General features: G+C 63.4%; 20 protein-coding genes and 1 riboswitch. Of the genes, 6 read left to right on the top strand and 14 right to left on the bottom strand.

Features of this window, described 5'->3' with window-relative positions; translation table 11 throughout:
- Nucleotides 1-63: 63 nt before the first annotated feature.
- The 4 genes from yghU (at nucleotide 64) to scpA (ending at nucleotide 6,109) form a co-directional block, all read left to right on the top strand.
- Entirely contained in the window at nucleotides 64-981 is a 918-nt protein-coding gene (gene yghU / locus LXM96_RS09555) for a glutathione-dependent disulfide-bond oxidoreductase (RefSeq protein ID WP_239998256.1), read from the top strand.
- A gap of 24 nt (nucleotides 982-1,005) precedes the next feature.
- Nucleotides 1,006-1,383 carry a hypothetical protein gene (locus tag LXM96_RS09550; protein WP_239998255.1) on the top strand — a complete coding sequence of 126 codons (378 nt, stop codon included), beginning with the start codon at nucleotides 1,006-1,008 and terminating at the stop codon, nucleotides 1,381-1,383.
- A gap of 2 nt (nucleotides 1,384-1,385) precedes the next feature.
- The gene (locus LXM96_RS09545; RefSeq protein WP_239998254.1) at nucleotides 1,386-3,392 is read left to right on the top strand and encodes an acetyl-CoA carboxylase biotin carboxylase subunit; all 2,007 of its coding nucleotides are present in this window, start codon (nucleotides 1,386-1,388) and stop codon (nucleotides 3,390-3,392) included.
- Between the two features lie 581 nt (nucleotides 3,393-3,973).
- Nucleotides 3,974-6,109, top strand: a complete 2,136-nt coding sequence (gene scpA, locus LXM96_RS09540; protein ID WP_239998253.1) for a methylmalonyl-CoA mutase — start codon at nucleotides 3,974-3,976, stop codon at nucleotides 6,107-6,109.
- 40 nt (nucleotides 6,110-6,149) lie between these two features.
- On the opposite strand, the gene LXM96_RS09535 is transcribed toward scpA, so the two are convergent.
- Nucleotides 6,150-6,512: a hypothetical protein gene (locus LXM96_RS09535; RefSeq protein WP_239998252.1), complete on the bottom strand. Its 363-nt coding sequence runs from the start codon at nucleotides 6,510-6,512 to the stop codon at nucleotides 6,150-6,152.
- 63 nt (nucleotides 6,513-6,575) lie between these two features.
- Nucleotides 6,576-7,682 (bottom strand): NAD(P)/FAD-dependent oxidoreductase, encoded by a 1,107-nt coding sequence (locus tag LXM96_RS09530; RefSeq protein WP_239998251.1) that lies wholly within the window; start codon nucleotides 7,680-7,682, stop codon nucleotides 6,576-6,578.
- 196 nt (nucleotides 7,683-7,878) lie between these two features.
- Here LXM96_RS09530 and LXM96_RS09525 point away from each other — a divergent pair, with 196 nt between their 5' ends.
- Entirely contained in the window at nucleotides 7,879-10,029 is a 2,151-nt protein-coding gene (locus LXM96_RS09525; RefSeq protein WP_239998250.1) for a DUF294 nucleotidyltransferase-like domain-containing protein, read from the top strand.
- A 31-nt stretch (nucleotides 10,030-10,060) separates the two neighbouring features.
- On the opposite strand, the gene LXM96_RS09520 is transcribed toward LXM96_RS09525, so the two are convergent.
- The 7 genes from LXM96_RS09520 to LXM96_RS09490 form a co-directional block, all read right to left on the bottom strand.
- Nucleotides 10,061-11,059 carry a TRAP transporter substrate-binding protein gene (locus tag LXM96_RS09520; RefSeq protein WP_239998249.1) on the bottom strand — a complete coding sequence of 333 codons (999 nt, stop codon included), beginning with the start codon at nucleotides 11,057-11,059 and terminating at the stop codon, nucleotides 10,061-10,063.
- A 10-nt stretch (nucleotides 11,060-11,069) separates the two neighbouring features.
- The gene (locus tag LXM96_RS09515) at nucleotides 11,070-12,830 is read right to left on the bottom strand and encodes a TRAP transporter large permease (protein ID WP_239998554.1); all 1,761 of its coding nucleotides are present in this window, start codon (nucleotides 12,828-12,830) and stop codon (nucleotides 11,070-11,072) included.
- Nucleotides 12,831-12,934: 104 nt separating this feature from the next.
- Nucleotides 12,935-13,879, bottom strand: coding sequence for an ABC transporter substrate-binding protein (locus LXM96_RS09510; RefSeq protein ID WP_239998248.1), 945 nt, complete (start codon nucleotides 13,877-13,879; stop codon nucleotides 12,935-12,937).
- The gene (locus LXM96_RS09505) at nucleotides 13,876-14,658 is read right to left on the bottom strand and encodes an ABC transporter permease (protein ID WP_239998247.1); all 783 of its coding nucleotides are present in this window, start codon (nucleotides 14,656-14,658) and stop codon (nucleotides 13,876-13,878) included. Before LXM96_RS09505 ends, LXM96_RS09510 begins: the two co-directional genes overlap by 4 nt.
- A gap of 137 nt (nucleotides 14,659-14,795) precedes the next feature.
- Nucleotides 14,796-14,899, bottom strand: a riboswitch (TPP riboswitch).
- Between the two features lie 69 nt (nucleotides 14,900-14,968).
- Entirely contained in the window at nucleotides 14,969-16,942 is a 1,974-nt protein-coding gene (locus tag LXM96_RS09500) for a protein-L-isoaspartate(D-aspartate) O-methyltransferase (protein WP_239998246.1), read from the bottom strand.
- A 66-nt stretch (nucleotides 16,943-17,008) separates the two neighbouring features.
- Complete coding sequence (locus LXM96_RS09495) at nucleotides 17,009-17,515, bottom strand: DUF4142 domain-containing protein (protein WP_239998245.1); 507 nt, start codon at nucleotides 17,513-17,515, stop codon at nucleotides 17,009-17,011.
- A 113-nt stretch (nucleotides 17,516-17,628) separates the two neighbouring features.
- Nucleotides 17,629-17,844: a hypothetical protein gene (locus tag LXM96_RS09490; RefSeq protein WP_239998244.1), complete on the bottom strand. Its 216-nt coding sequence runs from the start codon at nucleotides 17,842-17,844 to the stop codon at nucleotides 17,629-17,631.
- Nucleotides 17,845-18,116: 272 nt separating this feature from the next.
- On the opposite strand from LXM96_RS09490, the gene bcsN reads away from it, so the two are divergent.
- Entirely contained in the window at nucleotides 18,117-19,148 is a 1,032-nt protein-coding gene (gene bcsN, locus LXM96_RS09485) for a cellulose biosynthesis protein BcsN (RefSeq protein ID WP_239998243.1), read from the top strand.
- Between the two features lie 89 nt (nucleotides 19,149-19,237).
- Here the strand turns inward: bcsN and LXM96_RS09480 are convergent, their stop codons facing one another.
- The 5 genes from LXM96_RS09480 to LXM96_RS09460 all read right to left on the bottom strand — a co-directional run bounded on the left by LXM96_RS09480 (nucleotide 19,238) and on the right by LXM96_RS09460 (nucleotide 25,201).
- A complete protein-coding gene (locus LXM96_RS09480; RefSeq protein WP_239998242.1) occupies nucleotides 19,238-20,083 on the bottom strand; it encodes a formate/nitrite transporter family protein in 846 nt (281 codons plus the stop codon).
- Nucleotides 20,084-20,113: 30 nt separating this feature from the next.
- Entirely contained in the window at nucleotides 20,114-20,467 is a 354-nt protein-coding gene (gene nirD, locus LXM96_RS09475) for a nitrite reductase small subunit NirD (RefSeq protein WP_239998241.1), read from the bottom strand.
- Complete coding sequence (gene nirB / locus LXM96_RS09470) at nucleotides 20,464-22,920, bottom strand: nitrite reductase large subunit NirB (protein WP_239998240.1); 2,457 nt, start codon at nucleotides 22,918-22,920, stop codon at nucleotides 20,464-20,466. Before nirB ends, nirD begins: the two co-directional genes overlap by 4 nt.
- A 370-nt stretch (nucleotides 22,921-23,290) precedes the next feature.
- Nucleotides 23,291-24,571: a CmpA/NrtA family ABC transporter substrate-binding protein gene (locus LXM96_RS09465; RefSeq protein ID WP_239998239.1), complete on the bottom strand. Its 1,281-nt coding sequence runs from the start codon at nucleotides 24,569-24,571 to the stop codon at nucleotides 23,291-23,293.
- Between the two features lie 42 nt (nucleotides 24,572-24,613).
- Nucleotides 24,614-25,201, bottom strand: coding sequence for an ANTAR domain-containing response regulator (locus LXM96_RS09460; protein WP_239998238.1), 588 nt, complete (start codon nucleotides 25,199-25,201; stop codon nucleotides 24,614-24,616).
- Between the last annotated feature and the right edge of the window lie 270 nt (nucleotides 25,202-25,471).

Below are 25,471 nucleotides of genomic sequence, written 5' to 3'. Positions count from 1 at the left end.
ACCGACCTTCCTATATCCTCCCCGTCACCCGCTGACGCCCCCGATCAAAAGGATAGAGTTTTAATGACCGATACCGAAAAGTTTCCGCCCGAAAAGAACCTCCCCGCTGGCTATGTTCCGCCCAAGGTCTGGACCTGGGAGCCCGGCAATGGCGGCGCGTTTGCCAGCATCAACCGGCCGATCGCAGGTGCCACGCACGACAAGGAGCTGCCGGTCGGCAAGCACCCGCTGCAGCTTTACTCGCTCGGCACGCCGAATGGCGTGAAGGTCACCATCATGCTGGAGGAGTTGCTCGCCGCCGGCCATCCGGAGGCTGAATACGATGCCTGGCTGATCAAGATCGGCGATGGCGACCAGTTCGGCTCCGGCTTTGTCGAGGTTAATCCGAACTCCAAGATCCCGGCGCTGATGGACCACAAGCCGAAGGACGGCGGAAAGCCGCTCAGGATCTTCGAATCCGGCTCGATCCTGGTCTACCTCGCGGAAAAGTTCGGCGCTTTCCTGCCGATGGATGTCCGCGCACGCACGGAGGCCATGAACTGGCTGTTCTGGCAGATGGGCTCGGCCCCCTTCCTCGGCGGCGGCTTCGGGCATTTCTATGCCTATGCGCCAATGAAGATCGAATATGCCATCAACCGCTATGCCATGGAGGTGAAGCGCCAGATGGACGTGCTGAACCGACACCTGGCCGACAACGAGTTCATGGCCGGCAAGGACTATACGGTCGCCGACATGGCGATCTGGCCGTGGTACGGACGGCTTGCCGAAAAGGACGCCTATAACGACGCCGGCGACTTCCTGTCGGTCGACGAATACGAACACGTCCAGCGCTGGACGAAGCAGGTGGGCGAACGGCGCGGCGTCCAGCGGGGTTCCATGGTCAACCGCACCTCCGGCGAACCGTCGAGCCAGTTGCACGAGCGCCACGACGCGTCGGACTTCGACACCAAGACGCAGGACAAGTTCGGCGGCAACCCGTAAGCGCAGCAGACCAAGGAGAACGGGATGGCAAACCTGCCCGACATGACGAAACACCGCGGGTTTCCGGGCGGCATGCCGGGCACGGGCATCCAGTTCACCATCCGCCGCGCAAATCCGAAAGGGGTGACGCCGATCAAGGCGCTGCCCCGCCGCGCCCGCCCCGGAACCAAGGAACACCGCATCGACGCCGCCTTCCTCTATGCCCTCTGGCAGCATTTCGGCGACCAGCCCTTCGAGCGCGGCAATCTCGACGCGGCCCGCCTCAACCTACTCTTCGGCCGAGAAGTGGTGGCCGCGGAAAAGGACTTCGACCCGACCTCTTACGAAGCCCTGCTGGTGATCAACGAGAAGGTCGCCCGGCAGAACTTCCCGGAATCCTTTGAAGACGAGTTCGAGGTGTGACGGTGGCCATCAAGAAGATCCTCATCGCCAATCGCGGCGAAATCGCCTGCCGGGTCATCCGCACGGCGCGCAAGATGGGCATCGCCACCGTCGCCGTCTATTCGGATGCCGATGCCAATGCCATGCATGTTCGCGAAGCCGACGAGGCGGTGCATATCGGCCCCGCCCCCTCCTCGCAGTCCTATATCGTCATCGACAAGATCCTCGATGCAATCCGCAAGACGGGTGCCGATGCGGTGCATCCCGGCTACGGCTTCCTGTCGGAGAACCCTCTTTTCGCCGAAGCACTGGAAAAGGAAGGCGTCACCTTCATTGGCCCGCCGGTCAACGCCATCCAGGCGATGGGTGACAAGATCACCTCCAAGAAGCTCGCGGCAGAAGTTGGCGTCTCGACCGTTCCGGGCCATATGGGTCTGATCGCGGATGCCGAGGACGCCGTGCGCATCTCTGCCTCGATCGGCTATCCGGTGATGATCAAGGCGTCCGCCGGCGGCGGCGGCAAGGGGATGCGCATTGCCTGGAACGACGCGGAAGCGCGCGAGGGGTTCCAGTCATCGAAGAACGAGGCGAAGAGCTCCTTCGGCGACGACCGCATCTTTATCGAGAAGTTCGTCACAGAGCCGCGCCACATCGAGATCCAGGTGCTCGGCGACAAGCACGGCACCGTCCTTTACCTCGGGGAGCGCGAATGCTCGATCCAGCGCCGCAACCAGAAGGTCATCGAGGAGGCACCCTCGCCCTTCCTCGACGAAGCGACACGCCGCGCCATGGGCGAGCAGGCGGTCGCGCTGGCCAAGGCCGTCGGCTACCACTCCGCCGGCACGGTGGAGTTCATCGTCGACGGTCAGCGCAACTTCTACTTCCTCGAGATGAACACCCGCCTGCAGGTCGAGCACCCGGTGACGGAACTCGTCACCGGCATCGATCTCGTCGAGCAGATGATCCGCGTTGCCGCTGGCGAAAAGCTCTCCTTCGGCCAAGGGGACGTGAAGCTCGACGGCTGGGCGATCGAAAGCCGGCTTTATGCGGAAGATCCCTATCGAAACTTCCTGCCCTCGATCGGGCGGCTCACCCGCTACCGGCCGCCGGCCGAAGGCGAGCAGGGTGACGGCACGATTGTGCGCAATGATACCGGCGTCTTCGAGGGCGGCGAGATCTCGATGTACTACGACCCGATGATCGCCAAGCTCTGCACCTGGGCACCGGACCGCACGAGCGCGATCGATGCCATGGGGGTCGCGCTCGACGACTTCGAGGTGGAGGGAATCGGCCACAACCTGCCCTTCCTCTCCGCCGTGATGCAGCATCCGCGCTTCCGCTCCGGCAAGATCACCACCGCCTTTATCGCCGAAGAGTTTCCGGACGGCTTTTCCGGCGTCGCGCCGGATGAAGACGCGCTCCGGCGGCTCGCGGCCATCGCCATGGTGATCAACCAGACACTTCAGGAGCGGGCAGCGCAGATCTCTGGCACGATCGGCAACCATCGCCGCAGCGTCGGCCGCGATTGGGTGGTCGCGTTTTCCGGCACCGAGCTCGCAGGCACCATTGAGCCCAGTGGCGAGGCTTCGGTCGCGCGCTTCACCGACGCATCACCGCTGTCGGTCGCGACGCCGTGGCTGCCCGGCCAGACCCATGCCCGCTTTACCGTGGACGGCGAGGTCATGGGCGTGAAGGTGGATCTGAAGGGAGCCGCAATCCGCCTGCGCTGGCGCGGCGTCGACGTGACGGCGCGCGTGCGCAGCCGGCGCGTCGCCGAGCTTGCCCGCCTGATGCCGGTGAAGCTGCCGCCGGATACCTCACAAATGCTGCTCTGCCCCATGCCCGGCGTCATCACCTCGGTGGCGGTGAAGGAGGGCGATACGGTCGAAGCCGGCCAGACGCTCGCCAGCGTCGAGGCGATGAAGATGGAGAACGTCCTGAAGGCGGAGCGCAAGGCGGTGGTCAAGCGTGTCGCCGCCAGTGCCGGCCAGAGCCTTGCCGTCGACGAATTGATCATGGAGTTCGAATAGGCTCGAAAAAGGGGGAAGAGTTTCGGGTGCGGGTTCAACAAAATCAGCGGCTTGAGAAAAATCAAGGCGCAGATCGTCCCCGGACTCAGACTGTGGTGCAGACTTGAGACGTTCCGCTCTCGGATACACCAGGAGGCGTCCTGGCGAGGCGGGGCCGGCGCTGGTGGTGGAGGGACGACGTGCACCTTCACCATCGGGGTCCGCGGAAAATGGTCTCCCTCCGGCGACACGGGGAGAGGCGAAGGGTTACGGACCGGCCCTCGTCTCTTAATGCCCGAAAGTGCGCGCCGGGCGTGCCTGTGCGGCACACATGGGGGTCGACGAGGTTGGTGTCGCCGGATTTTCAAGTCCGACGCGATGCCGGGGTGAAAGCTCCGGCGCCCGGGAAACCGGCGACAAACACCTCCCCGTTCGACCTAGGCAGAGAGACCGGAGTCGCGGGCAAAAACCGCCGAACGGGGCGCTGAGAGGTGCCACATAAAATTATCTTACGAGGCAGCTTTCAGCGCCCCGTCCGAACACTAGCTTTAAGCCACGGCGGAGATCTCCGCGCGTGAATACCGGCGTATGAGGGAGATCCGATGTCCAAGAAGACCCTGAAGGATTGGGAGGAGCTGGCGCAAAAGGAGCTGAAGGCGTCACCGAAGACGCTGGTCTGGGAAACCCCGGAAGACATCGATATCAAGCCGCTCTACACGGCGCAGGATCTGGAAGGGGTCAACCACCTCGACAGCCTGCCGGGCTTCAAGCCCTTCGTGCGCGGCCCGCGGGCAACCATGTATGCCGGCCGCCCCTGGACGATCCGCCAATATGCCGGCTTCTCAACTGCGGAAGCCTCCAATGCCTTCTACCGCCGCAACCTCGCGGCCGGCCAGAAGGGTCTGTCCGTTGCCTTCGATCTGGCCACCCACCGCGGCTACGACAGCGATCATCCGCGCGTGGAGGGCGACGTGGGCAAGGCGGGTGTCGCTATCGACTCCGTGGAGGATATGAAGATCCTCTTCGACGGCATTCCGCTGAAGGAGATGTCCGTCTCCATGACGATGAACGGCGCGGTGGTCCCGATCCTCGCCTCCTTTATCGTCGCCGGCGAGGAACAGGGCTGCTCGCGCGCCGAGCTCTCCGGCACGATTCAGAACGACATCCTCAAGGAGTTCATGGTCCGCAACACCTATATCTATCCGCCGGAGCCCTCCATGCGGATCGTCGCGGACATCATCGAGTACACAGCGAAGGAGATGCCGCGCTTCAACTCGATCTCGATCTCCGGCTACCACATGCAGGAGGCCGGCGCGACGCTGGTGCAGGAGCTTGCCTTCACGCTTGCCGACGGCCGCGAATATGTCCGGGCCGCCCTCGCCAAGGGGCTCAACGTCGACGATTTCGCCGGACGGCTCTCGTTCTTCTTTGCGATCGGCATGAACTTCTTCATGGAGATCGCCAAGCTGCGCGCCGCGCGCCTCCTCTGGTCGTCGATCATGGAGGAGTTCAAGCCGCAGAAGGCATCCTCGCTGATGCTGCGCACCCACTGCCAGACATCCGGCGTCTCTCTGCAGGAGCAGGATCCGTATAACAACGTCATCCGCACCGCCTACGAGGCGCTGTCGGCCGCGCTCGGCGGCACGCAGTCGCTACACACCAACGCGCTCGACGAGGCCATGGCGCTGCCGACGGATTTCTCCGCCCGCATTGCCCGCAACACTCAGCTCATCCTGCAGCACGAGACCGGCATCACCAAGGTCGTCGATCCCCTCGCCGGCTCCTACTACATCGAGAGCCTCACCAACGAACTGGCGGAAAAGGCCTGGGCGCTGATCGAGGAGGTGGAAAAGCTCGGCGGCATGACCAAGGCCGTGGCGGATGGATTGCCGAAGCGGCTGATCGAGGAAGCGGCGACGAAGCGGCAGGCCAGAGTCGACCGCGGCGAAGAGATCATCGTCGGCGTCAACAGGTACCGGCTGGAGAACGAGGACGATCTCGACATCCTGGCGATCGACAACACCGCCGTACGCGCCGCCCAGATCAAGCGGCTGGAGCAGGTACGGCGGCAGCGCGATCCGAAGCGCGTGGAGGAGACGCTCGCTACCCTTACTGAAGTCGCTCGTTCGGGCCAGGGCAACCTGCTTGCGGCCGCCGTCGAAGCGGCGCGGGCGCGGGCCACCGTGGGGGACATCTCGAACGCGATGCGGCAAGCGTTCGGCGATCACGCGGCCGTCCCGGAAGTGGTCGGCGACATCTACGGCGCGGCTTACGAGGACGATCCGGAGTACAGGACGCTTGTTTCGCGCCTCTCCGGCTATGCCCAATCCGCCGGAAAGCCGAAGATCATGGTCGCCAAGCTCGGTCAGGATGGGCACGACCGGGGTGCGAAAGTGATTGCCTCCGCCTTCGGCGACATCGGTTTCGAGGTGCTGGCTGGGCCGCTGTTCCAGACCCCCGAGGAAGCAGCCGATCTCGCGGTTGCGGAGAAGGTACAGGTGGTCGGCATGTCGTCGCTCGCGGCCGGCCACCGGACGCTTGCCCCGCAACTGGTCGAGGCGCTGAAGGCAAAGGGTGCCGAGAATGTCATCGTCGTCGTCGGCGGCGTCGTGCCGCGGCAGGACTATGACTATCTTCTGGAGCACGGCGTCGCCGCCGTCTTCGGTCCCGGCACCAACGTACTGGATGCCGCCAACAAGGTGCTCGACCTCTTGGAGGGCAAGCGCCGCAACATCTAATGCCGGCAAAGCGGCGGGCTCGACTTAGGAACCGCTGAGTTTAGCGATCGCGGTAGGCCTGTCTCCGGTCGTAGTCGCGGTAGCCACCCTCGTCGGATGAGCCGTTGGCCTGCAGCCGGTCGAGAACCTGCAGCAGCAGATCGGCGCAGTCCTGGGCAGGCTCGCCGTCGGGGCAGCGGAAGGAAATTTTCATCCGGCCGTCCTCGATCCTGTAGTGCGCACCCCGGTCGCGCCGTTGCTCGCGGCCCATGTGCCGGTCGTGACTGCGGTCACGCCGATGCATCTGCGCCTCCGGCGGCGGCCCGGCGTCGCGACGGCCGACATCCGTGATGGATTGTGCCGAAGCAAGGCCCGGCAACGACAGCGCGACGGCAGCCGCGGCGAGGGCAAACAGCGTCTTCATGAAAATAACTCCCGTTCTTCACCGGAAGAACAGCAAGGTTAGTGGGTTTGTTCCGAGTGATTCTCAGTCAGCGTCCACCATTGAGGCGACATGATCGGCGATGGCCAGGCAGGCGGTGAGTCCGGGAGACTCGATGCCGAAGAGGTTGACCAGCCCCGGCACCCCGTGCGTCTTGGGCCCCTGGATTACGAAGTCCTGGGAGGCGACCTCCGGCGGCACGATCTTTGGCCGGATGCCGGAATAGGCGGGGATGAGCGAACCGTCCGGGAGCCCCGGGTAATAGCGGCGAATCCCACGGTAGAAGCTTTCCGCCCGCGCCGGATCGACCTCGTAGTCGAGCCCGTCCACCCATTCGACGTCCGGACCGAACCGCGCCTGCCCCGCAAGGTCGAGCGTCAGGTGGATGCCGAGCCCGCCCTTGACCGGCACCGGGTAGATCAGCCGCGAGAAGGGCGTTCTGCCAGTCATGGAGAAGTAGCTGCCCTTGGCAAAATAGGCTTGCGGGACCTGATCCTGCGGCATTCCATGAAGCGACCTGGCCAGAGCAGGTGCACCATGACCGGCAGCATTGACCAGCGTCCTTGCCCGCAGCGTCATCGGCTCCTCGCCGCCGACCTCGATCTCGATCCCGGCCTCCGTCACCCGCCCGGCCAGTATCGGAGACCTGAAGGCAATCAGGGCACCGGCGCTTTCCGCGTCGCCCAAGAGGGAGGTCATCAGCGCATGACTGTCGATAATACCGGTCGAGGGCGAAAGCAGCGCGCCCGTCGCAGCAAGCGCCGGTTCCAGGTCAAGCGCCTCGTCGGCAGAGATCTGCCGCAGATCACCCACGCCGTTCGCCGCAGCCCTGGCCGCAATCGCCGGCAGCACATCGAGCTCTTGCGCCGAGGTCGCCACGATCAGCTTGCCGCAGTTTCGGTGCGGCAGGCCTCGCTCGGCGCAATAGCGGTAGAGCTGCTGCTTGCCGGCGACGCAGAGCTCGGCCATTAGGCTGCCGGCCGGATAATAGATGCCGGCATGGATCACCTCGCTGTTGCGCGAGGACGTGCCGGTGCCGATGGCGCCTTCGGCTTCGAGGATCAGCACCTCACGACCCGAAAGGGCCAGGGCCCGTGCCATCGCCAGACCGACCACGCCAGCACCGACCACCACGCAATCCACATCCTCCACGTCAATCTCCCGGCTGCTATACTGACGGTCACTGATAGCGGAAGCTGGGAGGGAGACAAAGGTATGGAACGTGAGAGGACGGACGACTGCGTCTTAAGTCTACTTGCTCCGCCCTTCGATCCGGTCTTGTCTGCCGGCAAGACACGGTCCGCTTCGGCCTATGCAGAAGCCGGAAAGCGGGGATGGAGGCATTGGCGTGAAGCCACGAAAGCCCGGTGATGCGGCGGCAGGTGCAAGTGCGCCCTTGATTGCGCTGGATGTCGTCGTCCTCGATACCGAAACCACGGGGCTCGACGTCCGCAACGATCGCATCATCCAGATCGGCGCCGTGCGCATGCACGGGCCTGACATCCTGGAGACCCAGGTCTTCGACGTCATCGTCAATCCCGGCATCCCCATCCCGCCCGCCTCCAGCCGCGTGCACGGACTTTCCGATGCCGATGTCGCCGGTCAGCCGAACTTCGCCGAGGTTGCGGCCGCGCTCCGCAACTTCATCGGCACTGCAGTGGTCGTCGGACACTCGATCAACTTCGACCTTTCCATGCTGCGCAACGAGGCCCGCCGTCACGGGGTGCCGTGGAAGGACCCGCGCTGGCTCGATATCGCGCTGATGTCGGTGGCGATCACGCCGGGCCTCATCAGCCCATCGCTGGATAACCTGGCGCTGACCTATGGCGTCGCGATTGCAGGGCGTCATACAGCCCTTGGTGACGCCCGCGCCACGGCGGCCGTCTATGCCGCCATGCAGCCGCGGCTCCTCGAAAAGGGCGTCCGGACACTGGGCGAGGCGGAAAAGCTCGGCCGCTCTGCAACGACGCTGATCGCACAGCAGCAACAGGTGGGCTGGTTCGAGCGGTCGTCGGGCAAGGCAGAATTCGTGCCGACGGCGATCGAGATCGGCAGCCGGCGCGCGATCGACAGCTTCTTGTACCGCCAGCGGCTGGAAGACGTCATGAGCGGTCCGCCGATCACGGTCGGGATCGATACGCCGCTGCAGGAAGCAGCGCGACTGATGGCGGAGCGTGGCATCGGCTGCGTCATCGTCGAGCGGGGCGGCGACGAACCGGGCATCCTGACGGAGCGGGACATCCTGCGGGCGCTTGCCGAGAGAGGCCCAGAGGCAAGCACGGTGGCCGCCGGTACGCTGACGACGGTTCCCGTCATTGCCGCGCCGGCCGAAACTTTCCTGTATCGCGCGCTTGGGCTGATGGCACGCCGCAACCTCCGCTACCTCGGCGTCACGGGGCCGGCAGGCGAGCTTGTCGGCATCTTCACGCTGCGCCGGCTGCTGCGCGAGCGCGCCTTTGCAACCCTGACCATCGGCGACGAGATCGCCACCGCCGGCCGACCACGCGAGTTGGCACGGGTCATGGCCGAACTTCCTTCGCTTGCTGCGGGACTTTTGAGCGACGGTCTCGACGCACGCGCGGTGGCGGCGGTGGTTGCAGCCGAGCGGCGCGCTATGGCAGCGCGGGCCGCCGAGATCGCTGAGGCTGAACTCCTTGTTGCCGGCGCCGGCGGCCCGCCGGCAGATTACGCGCTTCTGGTGCTGGGTTCGGCCGGCCGCGGCGAAAGCCTGCTCGCCCCCGACCAGGACAACGCGCTGGTGATTGCGGATGACTACCGCGGCGACCTCGATGCGCCGGATGACTGGTTCGTGCGCTTCGCCACCCGGATCAACGAGATCCTCGACCGAGCCGGCGTGCCCTATTGCGCAAATGGAATCATGGCGAAGAACCGGCCCTGGCGCCGCCGCCTGTCGGAATGGCTGGAGACGGTGCAAGACTGGGCGGATCGGCCGCGCGCCGAGACGCTGCCGGACGTCAACGTCTTCTTCGACTTCGCGCCCGCCCATGTGTCTTCCAAGGCCGGGGCCAGACTTGCCGAAACGCTGCGGACGGAGGCGATGGCCATCGCCCATGGTTCCCCACGCTTGGCGACTCTGATGGCGGAAGGCACGGGGAGCCGCAATGCCGCACTCGGCCTCTTCGGGCGCATCCGCAAGGATGGCTCCGGGCGCACGGACCTGAAGGCGGCAATGCTGCCGATCGTGACCGGCGCCCGGGCGGCGGCACTCCATCACCGCGTGACGGCACTCACCACTGCGCAGCGGATCCGTGAAGCCGCAGCGGCGGGCGGTGTTTCCGTGGAGCAGGCCGAGCTGCTGGCCGACATCCACGGCTTCCTGATGCGGCTGATCCTGAACCAGCAGATCGCCGACATCGAAGCCGGTGTGCAGCCCAGCAACCGGGTCGACCTCAACACCGTCAGCCGCCAGGACCGGGAGCACCTACGCGAGGCGCTGCAGCACATCCACCTCATCCGCAACCTCGCGAGGGGTTCGTGATGAGCCCGAGGCGCAGAACGTCCAGCAGGCGTCAGGCGGTCGTTCGCACCGTCTCGATCACCTGCGGCCCGCCAACAATCTCTTCGAAAGCCGTCCAGACCGTGCGCGCACCCTCCTGCCACGCGCTGAGCGCTTCCGGCAGGAGCACCGTCTCGCCATTCGCCTGGGCAAGTTCCAGGGATTCCGCCTCGTCCTGCTCCATCAGCGCGTTGAAATAGAGGGCAGCCTCGGCGGAGACCTCTGTGACGATCGCTCTCTCGTCCTCCGTCAGGCTGTTCCAGAAGCTTTCGGCAAAGAAGATCACGCCTGAAGAGCGGATGTGGGCGGTCTTCGTCAGATAGGGGACGACCTCAAAAAGCTTGAAGCCGGCATAGGCCGACGCGGTGAGGTCCATGGCATCGGCCACCCCGGTTGCCAATGCATTGTAAGTCTCGGTGATCGGAATGCCGACCGGCACCGCGCCGAAGGCGCTCCACAATTTCGTGTGCAGCGGGCTCTGGATGACGCGCATCGTCTTGCCCTGCAGCTGGTCCGGACGGGTGACGGCTTCCTTCGCCAGGAGATGGCGCGCGCCATAGTCGATGAAATCGGGAACGACGAAGCCGTTCTCCGCCAGCCGCTGTTTCAGACCATCTCCAATCGGGCCGGAGACGACACGGCGCAGGTGGTCCGCATCCCGAAACAGGAAGGGCAAGTCGAGCAGCTGCAGTTCCGGCACCCAAGCCGACAGCGTCGAGACGGTCGACAGGCTGGCCTGGATGGAGCCAAGGCGGGCGCCGTCGGCGACGTCCTTTTCGCCACCCAGCGCGCCATTGGTGACGATGCGGAAACGAAAGCGGCCAGGCAGCCGCTCCTCGAGACGAGCTTCGATCCGGCGCCAGACCTTCGTTTCCGGCTTGTCGTCGCCCAGCAAGGACGCGACCGCGAGTGCAGTGGTGCGGGCGCTGGCGGAGCGAAGGAATACGGGGGCCGCGAGGACGGGAGCAAGGGCGGCGGCCGAGACCAAAGCGCGGCGGGTGATGGAAACCATGAAAAACCTCTCAGAGAACGAGTGCGGCAAGGCAGAGGAGAAGGAGCGCGACAAGGAGCGCGGCGAGATAGGGCGTGACCGCCCGGAAAAGTTTGCGGGCCTCAACACCGGTGAGGCCGCTCACGACAAAGATCAGAATGCCGACCGGCGGTGTCAGGCCGCCGATCATCAGGTTGACGACGAGGATGACGCCGAAGACGACAGGATCGATACCCGCAGCCACTGCGGAGGCAAGCAGGATCGGCGCGAGAAGCAGGATGGCGGCGCCGATATCGAGCACCAGGCCTGCGGCAAGCAGGACGAGGTTGCAGAGGAGCAGCACAACGACCGCCTGTCCGCCGAGGCTGGTGACGAACCCGGTGACCATGCCCGCCATGTCATCCACCGCCAGCAGGAAAGTCATCGGGGCAGCGGCGCCAATGAGAAGGCCGATGGCGGCGGCCTCGACGGCAGATTGGCGAAAGGTGCTCCAAAGGCTTGCTCGACCGGATCTGTGGGCGACCGCCAGGAGCAACGCGTAGCCTGCTGCGAGTGCCGCGGCTTCCGTCGGCGTCACGAGGCCGATGCGGATGCCACCCACGACGACAAGCACAAGACCCAGCGCCGACAGCGCCGCCAGAAAGGCGCGACGTCGCTCCTGCCCCGTCGCACGGGGCATGGGATCCGTGCCGCGATGAACGAGGTGAATCGCCACCGCAAGGCAGGCGGCCATGACAAGACCGGCATAGGCGCCGCCGAGAAGGAGCGCGCCGACCGAAAGGTCGGTCGCGGCGGCGAGCAGCAGGAAGGCGATCGAAGGCGGTATGACGTTGTCCAGAACAGAAGTCGCGGCAATCACAGCGCCCGCCTGGGCAGGCGGATAGCCATTTTTCACCAACTGCGGATAGAAGGTACCCGCGCCGAAGGCGGCATTGGCGACCGAGGAGCCGGAAGCGCCGGAAAAGAGCAGGCTCGTCAAGAGTGTCGTCTGGGCAAGGCCCGCGCGTCGGTGGCCGACAAGGCTTGCCGCCAGCCGCACCAGGCGCTCGGCGGCACCGGAGACCGTCAGCAGGCCGCCGGCGAGAAGGAAGAAGGGGATGGCAAGCAGCAGGAAGCGGGACAGGCCGCTCGCCGCATTCGTGACCAGCGCCGGCACGGGTAAGACGCTGCCGAAGGGGACGGCCAGAGCCGTGGCCGCCAACAGGCAATGCGCCAGCGGTGCACCAAGCAGCAGACCGATCCCCGCGAGCAGCAGCGCGACGAGGCTCGGCGGCCAACTAATCGCATAGTCGACGGGCAAGGCATAGACGCCGGCCCCAATCAGGACGGAGAGCAGGACGGACAAGCCAAGGCCTTCAGCGGTCCGGCGCAGGAGAAGCAGGGCTATGAGCAACCCACCCCCGACAGCGAGGGCCGCCGGTCGCAGCCAGTCCGGCAGGCCTAGTACCACGGAGGTAGACCCCATCAGACCGGCGGCATCAGTTCCGCCTGCCACAAGAGTCAGTCCGGCGACAACGGTGACGCCATCTGCGGCCATGCCGGCAGGCAGCCGGAGGCGCTGCGGCAAACGCCTCGCCACGAGATCGAGCCGCATCGCGAGCGGACCGGAGGCAGCGAGCGGCATGCCGAGGGAGACCAGCAGCAGGAAGAGCCAGAGGCCTGCCTCCTCCGCCCCGACTAGGCCAGTGGAGAACAGGTAACGGAGTGCGACGGAGCCGAGCACCAGCACCAGCAACACGGCGAGAACGCCAGCGGCAAAGGTCGAGAGAGCGGCTTCTAGAGCCGCTGCCAGTCTTCGGCTTACATCGCGCCAGGGTGCATCGGACGGAGCATTCCGCTGCTCCGCCCCGCGCCGATCTTCCGCGAAGCCGGACCGCCTTCGGCTCCCGCTCGCTGTCACCGGACTTCCACGGCGATCTCGTCGACGGCGGGTGCCGTCCTAATCAGACCGCTTTCCGCCATGAACGCGCCGAAGCGTTCGTAGCGGCCACGGTCGAGCGCTGCCGGGCGCTTGGCAAAGCGCGGCAGCGTGTCGGTGAAGGCCTGGCGGTTCAGCTCGTCGTCGAGGCTCGGATAGGCCTTGATGAAGAGCTGCCAAGCCTCGTCCGGATGGTTGGTCAGGAAGATCGCCGCATCCTCCACCGCTGCAAGGAAGCGCGGCAGCCGGTTGTCAGTCGCCGTCTCCTTGTGGGCGACGAAGATCAGCTCGTCGTAAACCGGAACCCCGTGCTCCTCGGGAAAGAAGGCCTTTGCCTTGCCGCCCTCGAGGCGGATCTGGGTGAGCTCGAAGTTGCGGAAGCCGCCAACAGTCGCGTCTACTTGGCCGCCGAGCAGCGAGGAGGTCAGCGCAAAGTTGACGTTGACGAGCTCGACGTCATCGATCGACACGCCCTCGTCGGAGAGGATGCGCTTCAGCATCGCATCCTCGAAGCCGGAGACCGAGAAGCCTATTTTTTTGCCTTTGAGGTCGGCAAGCGACTTGATCGGGCCATCGGCCAGCACCGTGACTGTGTTGAGCGGCGTTTCGACAAGCGTGCCGAAGCGCACCAGCGGCAGCCCCGCTGCCTGGTCGAGATAGAGGTTGGGCTGGTAATGCACGCCTATGTCTGCCTGCTTCGCTGACACGAGGCGCGGCACGGCCGAGGGATCGGCCGGCGGCACGAGCTCCACGTCAAGTCCCTGCTTCTCGAACAGGCCGCGCTCCTTGGCGATCACCATCGGCGCGTGGTCCGGGTTGACGAACCATTCGAGCATGACCGTCAGCTTGTCGGCCGCATGGGAGGAGGCGGGAGCGGCCAGCATGGCAAGCGCACCAAGCAGCGGCAAGAGGAGTCGTTTCATTTATTGATTCTCCGGCTAATGATCTGGATCGAGTTCAAGGTGATTTCCGGCGCCCACGGCGTCAGATGCGTGGTGAGACGGTCGACGGCTGCGCGAAGGAGGAGCGTCATGGCCGCGAGCAGCCCCATGGCGGCGAACACGGTGTCGGTCTGCATTCGGGCGTTGGACTGCACCATGACGAAGCCGAGGCCGGCAGACGCGCCAACCCATTCGCCGACGACCGCGCCGATCGGGGCGAGCGGTGCGGCAACACGCAGGCCGGAAACGAGAGACGGCAGAGCCAGCGGCAGGCGGATGAGCCGCAGCGTCTGCCAGTGGCTTGCCTTGGTCAGGGCAACGGCATCAAGGATAGCGGGATCTGTGCGGCGCAGGCCATCGGCGAAGGCGGAAGCGACAGGGAAGAAGATGATGATGGTCGCCATCACCGCCTTGGAGGCCATGCCGAAGCCGAACCAGAGGACCAGGATCGGGGCGAGCACGAAGACGGGCAGCGCCTGCAGGATCAGCACCATGGGCCAGAGAAGGCGGCCGAGCGGCGGCAAGGCAGCAATGAGGAGAGCCACAAGAAAGCCGAGAAGGCCGCCGCAGACAAGACCGAGAAGAACCTCCGTCAGCGTGATCAGCCCGTTCTGCAGCAGGAAATGCCACTGGCGCAGCAGGGCCTGCGCCACTTCCAGCGGCGAGGGCAGGATGTAGCGGGGCGGCGCGACCAGCCAGACAATCGCCTGCCAGAGCGCGACCAGGCCTGCCAGACCCGGCAGCATGTGCGGGAGGGACATCGTCCGCTCCTACCGCGTCTGCGGCCGGTTTCTAAGCGCCGGCCTGCGGTCGCGGCCTCTATGGCTTAATGGCATTATCGATCTCCCGACGGTTATATCACGGAGATCCAGGCAAAGCGGAGAAGAGAATTGGCGCCGAAAGTGGCCGTTTCCGTTCCTACGCCGGTATGACCCGGATCAGGTTCAAGGGTCCGGCTCACCGCCATCTCAGCATCGTTACGATGCCCCCCTCGGAATAGGATCATGTTTTGCCCAGCGCAGGCGGGTTGTCAACGCCTTCCTGGACTGGCGTGTATAAGAGCCCGCACTTTCAGAGACCGGACGGGAAGGTTTCCGGGACCTGCGGATGGCATTCGTCCGACGGCAGAGCCTCGACCGGGTTCGTGCGGTCGAACCAAACGAAGGCGTCGAACTGCTTCGGCAGGGAGGCGTACATGTAGTGGCTCCCGCGTTCGGTCTCGGGTCGGTAGACCACGCCGATGAAGCGCTCCAGCCGCGGCTCCTGCAGCCGGCGAGCAAGATCCGGGTGGGCCGCGAAATCAAGAAGAAAGCGCTCCGTTCCTGCATGGTGCATCAACTGCTCGTAGCTGTCGTCGAGCGAGAGGCGCACCGTCTTGATTTCCATCTCGCCGTCCCAGTCCGTCGCTGCAGCCACCTTGCCCTCGTGGGTGCCGAAGCCGATAAGAACAGCGTCACTGCCGAAGCGCTCGCGGCAGAGTTGGCCGATGTTAATCTCCTCTCGCGCCGAACCCATGTCGGTGTGCCGTGCGTCGCCGATGTGGGAATTATGGGCCCAGACGATAGCCTTGGCTTCCGGGCCCCGCGCGTCAAGCAGATGCTCCAGCGTCTCAAACATATGGCGGTCACGAAGATTCCAGGATTCCGCGCCGCCGTAGTACATGACCCGGTAATAGCGTTCGGCCGAGGCGACGACACGCGCGTTCTGGCCGGCGTCCAGAAGGTCCGGATCCTCCCGCTCGCCACGCTTCAGCCCACGCTCCAGCAGCTCTCGGCACTGCGCGACGACTGCCTTTTCGCACCTGCCGTAGCCGGAGGTTAGCGCGGCGCGGCCATAGGTGGAGGGCTCGTTCTGCCAAGGGGTGAGGCACCCGTAACGTTCCTTCGCCACCTGCGCCGCCTCGGGGTCGTTGGCCTGCAGATATTCGATCACAGCCGCAATCGAGCCGCTCATGTTGTACATGTCGAGGCCGTAAAAGCCGGCACCGTTCAGCGGCTGGCCGGTCCGGGAGTTATACTCCCGTATCCAGGCGAGGAGATCCCAGACCTCTCGATTGCGCCACATCCAGGTCGGGAACCTCTGGAATGGCGTTTCCAGCGACTGGCCCGGCCTTTGGCGGACGTAGCGATCGAGTGCGGCGGCATCCGGCCAGTCCGCCTCCACCGCGACAATGTTGAAGCCGTGCTCGGCGATCAGCCGCTTGGTGATCTCCGCCCGGGCGCGGTAGAACTCCGAAGTCCCGTGGCTTGCTTCGCCGAGCAGCACCACGCGCCGGTCGGCAAACCGGTCGAACAGGGCGCCGAAAGAAGGATCGTCGAAATCGGGTAGCGGTTCGGCCGCGGCGGCGATCTGCTGCGGCAGGCTTTGCCCGCGCGTTCGGGCCGGCTGGTGGTCCCGCCAGCCCTCCGCCCCGATGAGCGGCACGAAGCGCACGCCGCCGAGATCTTCCTCTTCGAAGGTCGTTGCCCCGGTGCGGGTGATCCGGATCAGCCGCTGGTCGGTTTCCGAACCAACCGGCATGATCAGGCGGCCACCAACCTCAAGCTGTTCCTTGAGCGTCTGCGGGACAAACGGGCCACCGGCCGCCACAAGGATCGCATTGAAGGGTGCCGCTTCCGGCCATCCCTGCGTGCCATCGCCGACGCGGACATGGATGTTGCGGTAGCCAAGCCGGCGGAAGCGGCGCTCGGCCTGTTGCGCCAGCGTGACATGGCGTTCGACGGTGTAGACATGCTCGGCCATCTGCGCCACAACCGCCGCCGCATAGCCAGAGCCGGTGCCTACATCGAGCACGGCATCCCCGGGTTCGATGTCGGCCCTGTCGATCATGAGGGCAACGATGAAGGGCTGGGAGATCGTCTGGCCTTCGCTAATCGAAAGCGGCGCATCCTCGTAGGCAAATTCCTCGACGCCGGGTTCGACGAAAGCCTCTCGCGGAACGGCGCGGAAGGCCTTCGCCAGCTCCGCGTCGTTGAGGCCGCGGCGGATGATCTGTCCGCGGATCATGCGATCACGGGCAAATTCGAAATCGGGTCTTCCGGCCATGACACGTCCTCCGCCACATCCAACAGAGCCAAGACTCGGAAGTTTCAGGAGCGACGCAATCCCTGCTCAGGGAACGGAAAACTCCTGCGCGCGGATATAGAGCGTACGCATGCCGCCGACATGCATGGCGGCGAAGGTCTTCAGCGCTCCCTCATGTGCGGTCTCCTGATATTCCGTCATAAGCTCGATTATGCTTTCAAGCGCCAGCACCTGGGATGAAAAATAGGCATTGTCGAACTGGATCTGTACGGCGTTCTCCAGCGCCTGCAGCTTGTTTTGATACTCCTGGGACAGTTCCGGCGACGGATCCAGCCCTTCCTGCTCGATCGCCTCAACCAAGGCCCTGCCGAACTTTTGCCGCATCTCCTCAGTCACCGTTTCGGCGAAGGTTTTTACGGACTGCTCCTGCCCGCGCACAGCGGCTACCGCTGCCGATTTTAACATGAAATTGCTCAAGCTCGTCAGCTGATCGGCAAACGCTCTTTTCTCGTCCTGCTGTGCGGCAGCCTGTGTCAGCCCAAGCGGCAGAAGCAGAAGCGCGAGCGTCAAAATACGCGGAAGAGACCTTAACATTGAGAAGCCTTTCATGGCGAGACATTGGTTATTGCGCGGGGGCCGTGGAGGGAACCGGCTGATCCGGTCGAAGTTCCACCCGCGCGCAGATGAAATCTCACGCAGTCGAGATGTCATTGGCCAACCGCGGTGGAATCATCCGTCAGATCTGGATGACTGGTTGCATCGTCCACGGCACTGGGAGGGGCGTCCTCCGTGCGCAGATAAGGTTCCTCCACGATAACACCGGACGTCGAGGCGAAGTCCTGCACGAAGAAGAAGAAGGCGCCAGCGACCACGATGATGACCAAAGCTGCGATGAGAACGATGACTTGCGTACGGTTTTTCATATCTTCCTTCCCTGCTTGCGTGCCTCTGTTCAACCGCCGTGGGGGAGCAAAGTTGCATGACTTAGGAGGGAGTCTCGGAATCAGCCTCCCTTGCGGCACCGACTGGAGGACCTTGGCAGCGACAGAAGAGGGTTGGCTCAAGCTGATACCGCTCGCCATATCAATGGTCACTCATTTACGATTAACGATAGAGGGGGCTAATTCGTCTAGCAGGCGGGTTCGCGTATTGATTTGCCACGTCTTTGTCTAACCTTGGCGAATAGGAACGTGTGGTGTCGGCTGCGAGAACCTGGATGTTGCAGGTCTGTACAGGATTAATCATCTCTGCGGCTGCAGCCGGATGCAGTTCCACGGGCACCGTTTCACGTCCGGTATCCCCATCGCTGGTCGCGAACGAAGAGGCTCTGGCACTTCCCCCACCGGGAGGGCCTGCCGTCATTGGCGTCGTCGAGCGGCAGCGTGCCAATGGCGTGGAACAGACCGTTTCCCTCGCGACGAAGACACGTGTCAGTGGCCAGAATTTTCTCAGGATCGAGTTCTTTGGCCCAGTGGTGTCTCGGGGACCGACGGCCGCGTTCAAAATGGTAAACGAGGGCGCAATCATGCGGGAAGCGGCCTCGGCTATTCCTGGGGTTCGCCTGTCGCGGCGCAACACCTTTCTTCAGAACACTTATGGGCCATTCGCCTATGCCGCAGGGCGAAGCGCACACGGCGATACCTGCATCTATGCCTGGCAGCAGATCCGCGCCAAGACGACATCCAGCGGGATCGGTCGAAACTTCGGGATGATCCAGGTTCGCTGGAGGCTGTGCGATGCCCACGCCAGCGAACTGCAACTGCTGAGCGCGGTTTACCACTACACGATCACCGGGACATTCGACGGCACGGTCTGGGATCCCTTTGGCGAACCGGGAGGGGCAGATCCTCGCCTCGGCGCGACAGGCAATCCGATCTACCCGACGGCATGGGTACCGGCTGGCGCCCCGCGGATGGGCTATGCCGGCGGCGTTGACCTGACCCCTACGGCAAGCGTTGTGCCGCCGCGCGATGAGTTTGCCATCTTTATGCCCGAGCTTGAGTCACGGGAGCAATTGAAGGCTGTGGCGGAACGTCTGCTCGCTCAGCTTCGGGAGCCGCTCACCGTCAACGGAAAGACTGTGCTGACCGGGGCCAGCATCGGGGGTGTCGTCACCTCCCTAGGGACTGCAGACCGAACCAGCCTTTTGTCCACCGTCGACGAGGCGATGTACGAGGCCAAGGCCAGGGGCCGCAATTGCTTTGTGGAGAAAGAGATCGGCGGCTAAAGGAGCGTGCCGAGGCCAAGGCGGCACCTCTCAATCGCAATTGCAGCGGGTCCTGTCGACCGACGGGACCCGCTCGTCTTTTGCCGAGGTTACTCCGCGGCGACCAGCCGGGCCGCTGGCTGCTCGGCCGGCTTTCTGCTCGGCGAGGTCTTGTAGTGCGTGGCGTAGATCATGCCGCCAACGAAGGTAAGGCCGCCAACAAGGTTGCCAACAACGGTCGGGATCTCATTCCACAGCAGGTAGTCCATCCAGGTGAACTGACCGCCGAGCATGATGCCCGAAGGGAAGAGGAACATGTTGACGATGGAGTGTTCGAACCCAAGATAGAAGAAGACCAGGATCGGCATCCACATGCCGATGACCTTGCCGGATACCGAGGTCGACATCATGGCAGCGACGACCCCTGTCGACACCATCCAGTTGCACATCACTGCCCGGACGAACAGCGTGAGCATGCCGGACGCACCTGCTGCGGCATATCCGAGCGTCCGTGCTTCCCCGATGCTACCGATCTTCTGGCCAATCGCATCTGGCGCATGCGTGAAGCCGGTGGTGAAGATGATCGCCATGAAAATGGCTGTCGTCATGGCGCCGGCGAAGTTGCCGACGAAGACCAGGCCCCAATTGCGCAGGACACCCCGAACCGTCACACCCGGGCGCTTGGCGAATAGCGCAAGCGGCGTCAGCGTGAACACGCCGGTCAGGAGATCAAAGCCCATCAGGTAAAGCAAGCAGAAGCCGACCGGAAACAGAAGAGCGCCGAGCAATGGGTTTCCGGTGTTTACGGTGACGGTCACGGCAAAGGCGGCCGCCAGAGCGAGGATTGCTCCCGCCATATAAGCGCGTATCAGAGTATCCTTGGTCGACATGAAGACTTTCGCCTCACCGGCATCAATCATCTTCGTAGCGAGTTCCTGGGGTGCTACATAGGACATGGCAATTCCTTTCACGTGCAGGAGGGCGGCTCAGCGAGCCGGCGTGGTTGGTGTTAGACTGAGGTAGATGTTTTGGTTCTCCAGCCGTACAGGGAAGGTGGGGGTCCTTCCTTGATCGGCGCCCTGAGCCTCCCCCGTTTCGAGCGAGATCACCCAGTTGTGGAGCGGGCAGGTGACGCAGCCGTCATGAACGATTCCCTCACTGAGAGGCCCGTTCTTGTGCGGGCACCGGTCTTCGATCGCGAAAATCCTGTCATCGAGCGTGCGGAAGACAGCAATCCGCATCGACCCGTTCTGGACACGCCGAGATCCCTGGCGCGGGATATCGCCGATGGTGCCGATCATGACCCAAACGGCTTCCATGAGAATGGCATGAGCATTCATTCTGCAGCCTCCTTGTGAACGATGGCCATAGGCTGGAACTCGTGTTTGTCCTTGCCGGACACCCGCTCGGACCACGGGTCCACCTGAGCGAACTTCTGGGAGAAGACGAAGCGCTCGAAAAAGGCTTTGCGCTTGTCGGCATCTGTCATGATCTGGCGGCGGATCTCTTCCAGCCCGATCCGCCTCGCCCATTTGTAGATCCGCTCCAGATAACGGCCCTGCTCGCGGTACATCTGCGTCAGCGCCACGATATGTTCCAGCGCCTCGTCTTCCGTCTTCACGAGGCCGAGGACTTCCGTGCCTTTGATGTCGAGGCCTGCCGCGCCGGCAAAGTGGATTTCGAAGCCGGAGTCGACGCAGATCACGCCGATATCCTTGCAGGTGGCTTCGGCGCAGTTGCGGGGACAGCCGGAGACTGCCATCTTCAGCTTGGCAGGCGTCCATGAGCCCCACATGAACTTTTCAATCCGGATACCGAGCCCGGTGGAGTCCTGCGTGCCGAAGCGGCACCAATCGGTGCCGACGCAGGTTTTCACCGTGCGCAGGCCTTTGGCATAGGCTTGACCGGACACAAAACCGGCTTCACCGAGATCAGCCCAGACCGCCGGGAGGTCCTCCTTCCGGATGCCCAGCATATCGATGCGCTGACCACCTGTGACTTTCACCGCAGGAATAGAGAATTTATCCACCACATCGGCAATCGCGCGCAGTTCCTTTGAGGATGTCATTCCGCCCCACATGCGCGGAACAACGGAATAGGTGCCATCCTTCTGGATGTTGGCGTGCACGCGCTCATTGATAAAGCGGGACTGGTAATCATCGGCATATTCGTCCGGCCAATCGCAGACGAGGTAGTAGTTCAGGGCCGGCCGACATTTGGCGCAGCCACATGACGTCTTCCATTGCAGTTCCTGCATCACCGCTGGAATCGATTTGAGGTTTTTTGCCTTGATCAGGCGGCGCACCTCGTCGTGGCCGAGTTCCGTGCAACTGCAGACCGGCGGGACTGTCTGAGCGTGATAGCTGTCGCCGAGCGCCAGGGTCATCAACTGCTCGACGAGCCCCGTGCACGTTCCGCAGGAGTTGGAGGCCTTGGTATGGGCGCGCACCTCTTCCAAGGAGGTGAGTCCCATCGAAGTGATCGTCGAGCTGATCTTGCCTTTGCAGACGCCATTGCAGCCGCAGATCTCCGCGTCGTCTGGAAGTGCCGCGACCGTGGCGAGAGGATCAAGCGGCGCCCCGCCTTGGTAACCCTGACCGAAGATCAAGGTGTCACGCATGGCAGAAACATCTATGCGCTTCTTCTTCAGATCGTTGAACCAAGGGCCGTCAGCGGTATCTCCGTAGAGTACGGTACCGACAATCCGGTTGTCCTGCAGGACGAGGCGCTTGTAGATGCCGGCCGCCGCATCTCGCAACACGATCTCCTCCCGGTCTTCGCTCTCGGCGAAGTCGCCCAGCGAATAAAGGTCGATTCCGGTGACCTTGAGCTTAGTGGGGGTGTCGGAATGGACGAATTGTGGCTTGGCGTCTCCGGCAAGGCGAGCGGCGGCAACGCGCGCCATCTCGTAGAGCGGGGCGACCAGGCCATAGACCGTCCCATCGACCTCCGCGCACTCGCCCAATGCGAAGATGTTGCCGTCGGAGGTGCGCATGCCGACATCGACGACGATCCCGCGGTTCACAGCCAGGCCGATCTCCTTTGCAAGGGTTGCGTTCGGGCGGATCCCCACTGCCATGACGACCAGCGAGGCTGGCACCAATGTCCCGTCCTCCAACGCTACCCCTTCCACCTTGCCTTGGCCGACGATAGCCTTGGTGTTCGCCTTACAGATAACCCTGATACCGCGTTCCTCGACGGCCTTCTGCAGGAGATAGCCGGCAGCCGGGTCGAGTTGGCGCTCCATCAGGGTTGGCATCACGTGAAGTACGGTCACCTCCATGCCCCGTTCAGCCAGACCGGCCGCGGCCTCCAGTCCGAGCAAACCACCACCGATCACGACTGCCCTTTCACGCGATTGGGCGGCCAGCAGCATGGCGTTGACGTCGTCGAGGTCGCGGTAAGTTAGGACACCGGGCAGGTCGCTTCCTGGCACCGGAAGGATGAAAGGCATCGAGCCGGTTGCAATGACCAGCTTGTCGTAGCTTTCCACCACCCCGTGATCCGAGGTAACCGTGCGCTCATTGCGGTCGATCGACGTGACCCTGTGGCCTTTGTAGAGCGTTATCCCGTGATCGATGTACCAGCCATCGCCATGGATCACGATCTGCTCGTACGTCTTCTCGCCGGACAGCACGGGGGAGAGCATGATGCGGTCGTAGTTTACACGCGGCTCCGCGTTGAAGATCACAATACGGTATCGGTCGGGAGCCTGCTCAAGGAGGTGCTCCAACATGCGCCCTGGAGCCATGCCGTTGCCGATAATCACGAGCTTCTCTGTTTTGCTGTTCATATGCACGCCCTTGAAGGTGAAAACAAAAAAACGCCGCATCGAAATGGCGCTGGCGGAATTACCCGCGCTGCATTTCTTTGCGACGTCGATGTCTGCAGGTGGCGCATCCCCTGCGCCTGAGCCGATCCCCGTTGACCAGCCTGCACATACCTTGCAAGCATCGTGCCAAGCCAGCAAGCCGCAGGTAAACGACGGATCTAATTGTACAATTCTCAACGGGTGAGGGAATGTGGAGGGAGTGCAAGCCGACGGAATGCCAAACTACTCAGCGGCGGGACGAAGCTTGAGCGTCTAAAATAGGCAGATGCGGAACGATATCCGCACCGTCGTCGATGAAGCCGCCGGTTTCGTGACACGGGATAGGCGTCGGTCAGCCTTGATCTCGGGGGCCATCTTGAGTGGGAAGGAGGTGCGCTATGGGAAATCCGCGCACATAGTCGATGATCTTCTGCGGGTCAAAGACATGGCCATCCATGAAACGATCACCGGGCCGCTCTCCCTCGAGGCGCAGATCACCATCCGCCGGTGTTGCTTCCTCGCCGAGCGCAGCCCGATAAAGATCCGGCCGAAACGCGGCATTCACGGCCGCCACGCCAGCCTCCGAGTACGAGGTCTGGCCCCAGCGGATCATCTGGCTATAGATCCAGAGCGCTTGGCTGGGCCGGGGGTAGGCTGCGTGTTCACGGTGGAAGGTGAAGTAGTTCTCGATGATACGGCGATTGCCTCGTGCATCCAGACTGAATTCCCCTGCCAGGACGCGGCGAAGGATATCAACTGGAGCACCGATGTGGCGAGGGTCGGCCAGCGCCTCTGCCAAATGCCCATGGTTTGCCGGTTCATCGCACCAGCGCGCTGCGGCGTCCAGCGCCACAAGCAGTCGCAGGACAGTGTCACGATGAGTCTCCGCCCAGTCCGGCCTTATGCCCAGAACCTTTTCCGGGGCCGAAGGCCAGATGTCTTGTTTTGCGGTGACGATGCGGCCAAGGCCGCGTTCCGAAGCGATCATGTTCCAAGGCGCGCCGACGCAGAAGCCATCGATCGCTCCGGCCGCAAGCGCATCCGAGGTCATCGGCGGTGGAACGACCACCAGCCGCACATCGACATCGGGATCCACGCCCCCTGCGGCGAGCCAATAGCGGAACTCGTAATTGTGGGAGGAGAAGGGATAGGTCATCCCGAACGTCAACGGAGCTTCACTCCTTGCCTTCATCGCTTGAACGACACGTGCAAGCGCACGAGCGTGCTCCAACGCCGTCGCGTCATCTGCCAACTCGGCCACCTGCTCCATTCGAGAAAACAAACGCACGGACAATGTGATCGCATTGCCGCCGCGACCAAGTGAGAACGGTGTGATCGACGGAGATGGATTGGAGCCGAGGCCCAGCATCGAGGCGACCGGCATGGGAGACAGCATGTGGGCGACATCGAACTGGCGGAAGGCCAAACGGTCGCGCACATTCGCCCAGGAGACGTCCCGAACCAGATCCAGACGCAGGCCCTCCCGTTTCGCGAAGCCAAACTCGGATGCTGCGATCAAAACGGAAGCATCCACGAGAGGGATGAACCCCGCACGTAAGACGCGGGACCCTTCCGATGAAGAAATCGAGGGCGCGGACGAAATGGGGCAAATCACGTCAGGCTTGATTGTCATGTTCCTCCGACTTCCTCAGGACGTCTCAACGAAAGTCTCCCGTCACAGCAGCAGGCGGGCGGCCGTCACCACGCTCTGTGCGATATCTGCCATCTTCTTCTTCTCGTTCATTGCCGACTGGCGAAGGAGCGCGAACGCTTCCTCTTCCGACAAGCCACGCATCTTCATCAAGATCCCCTTGGCCCGCTCCACGAGCTTGCGTTCTTCCAATGCTGTTCGTGCGGCCGCAAGCTCCCGCTGCAGCCGGCTGAACGCGTTGAACCGGCTCACGGCCATGTCAAGGATCGACTTCACCCGTTCCTTCTTCAGGCCATCGACGATATAGGCTGAAACACCGGCTTCTACGGCAGCTTCGATTGACGCTTTGTCCGAGCGGTCGACGAACATGGCTATGGGACGCCCCACGGTGCGGGTCAGCTGGAACAGATGCTCCATCATGTCCCGGTTCGGATTCTCGATATCGATGATGATGACGTCCGGCTGCAGCGTCTCGATGATCCGCGCGATGCCGTTCACCTCATGGACTACGGTGACGCGACTGTGCCCGGCTTCGCGCAGCCCTTCTTCAATAATCGAAGCGCGGATCGCGTTCTCGTCAATGATAAGAACCGTAAGTTCTACCTGCGTCATTCGCCATTGATGTCGCAGTGCAACACGCTTTGCAAGACGGTGATGACCATAATCTTTGCATTTCGCAGGTCTGCCTACATTCTAGCCATTTCTGGACAGGACTCGGCGTCCGGCAAGGTGAGTTCGCACCGATGCAACGAGCTCCTCGACGCGACTGCGGAGGAGCTTTCAAGGACGTATGGAGAATGGGAGGTTTGCAAGTCTCAGTGGTTGCGGGGGCAGGATTTGAACCTGCGGCCTTCAGGTTATGAGCCTGACGAGCTACCGGGC

Origin of the sequence: Rhizobium halophilum, from assembly GCF_021648825.1 — a bacterium.
In the GTDB taxonomy this organism is placed as follows: domain Bacteria; phylum Pseudomonadota; class Alphaproteobacteria; order Rhizobiales; family Rhizobiaceae; genus Neorhizobium; species Neorhizobium halophilum.
The sequence above is the reverse complement of the archived record's forward strand: the minus strand, read 5'-3'. Positions and strand labels throughout refer to the sequence as shown.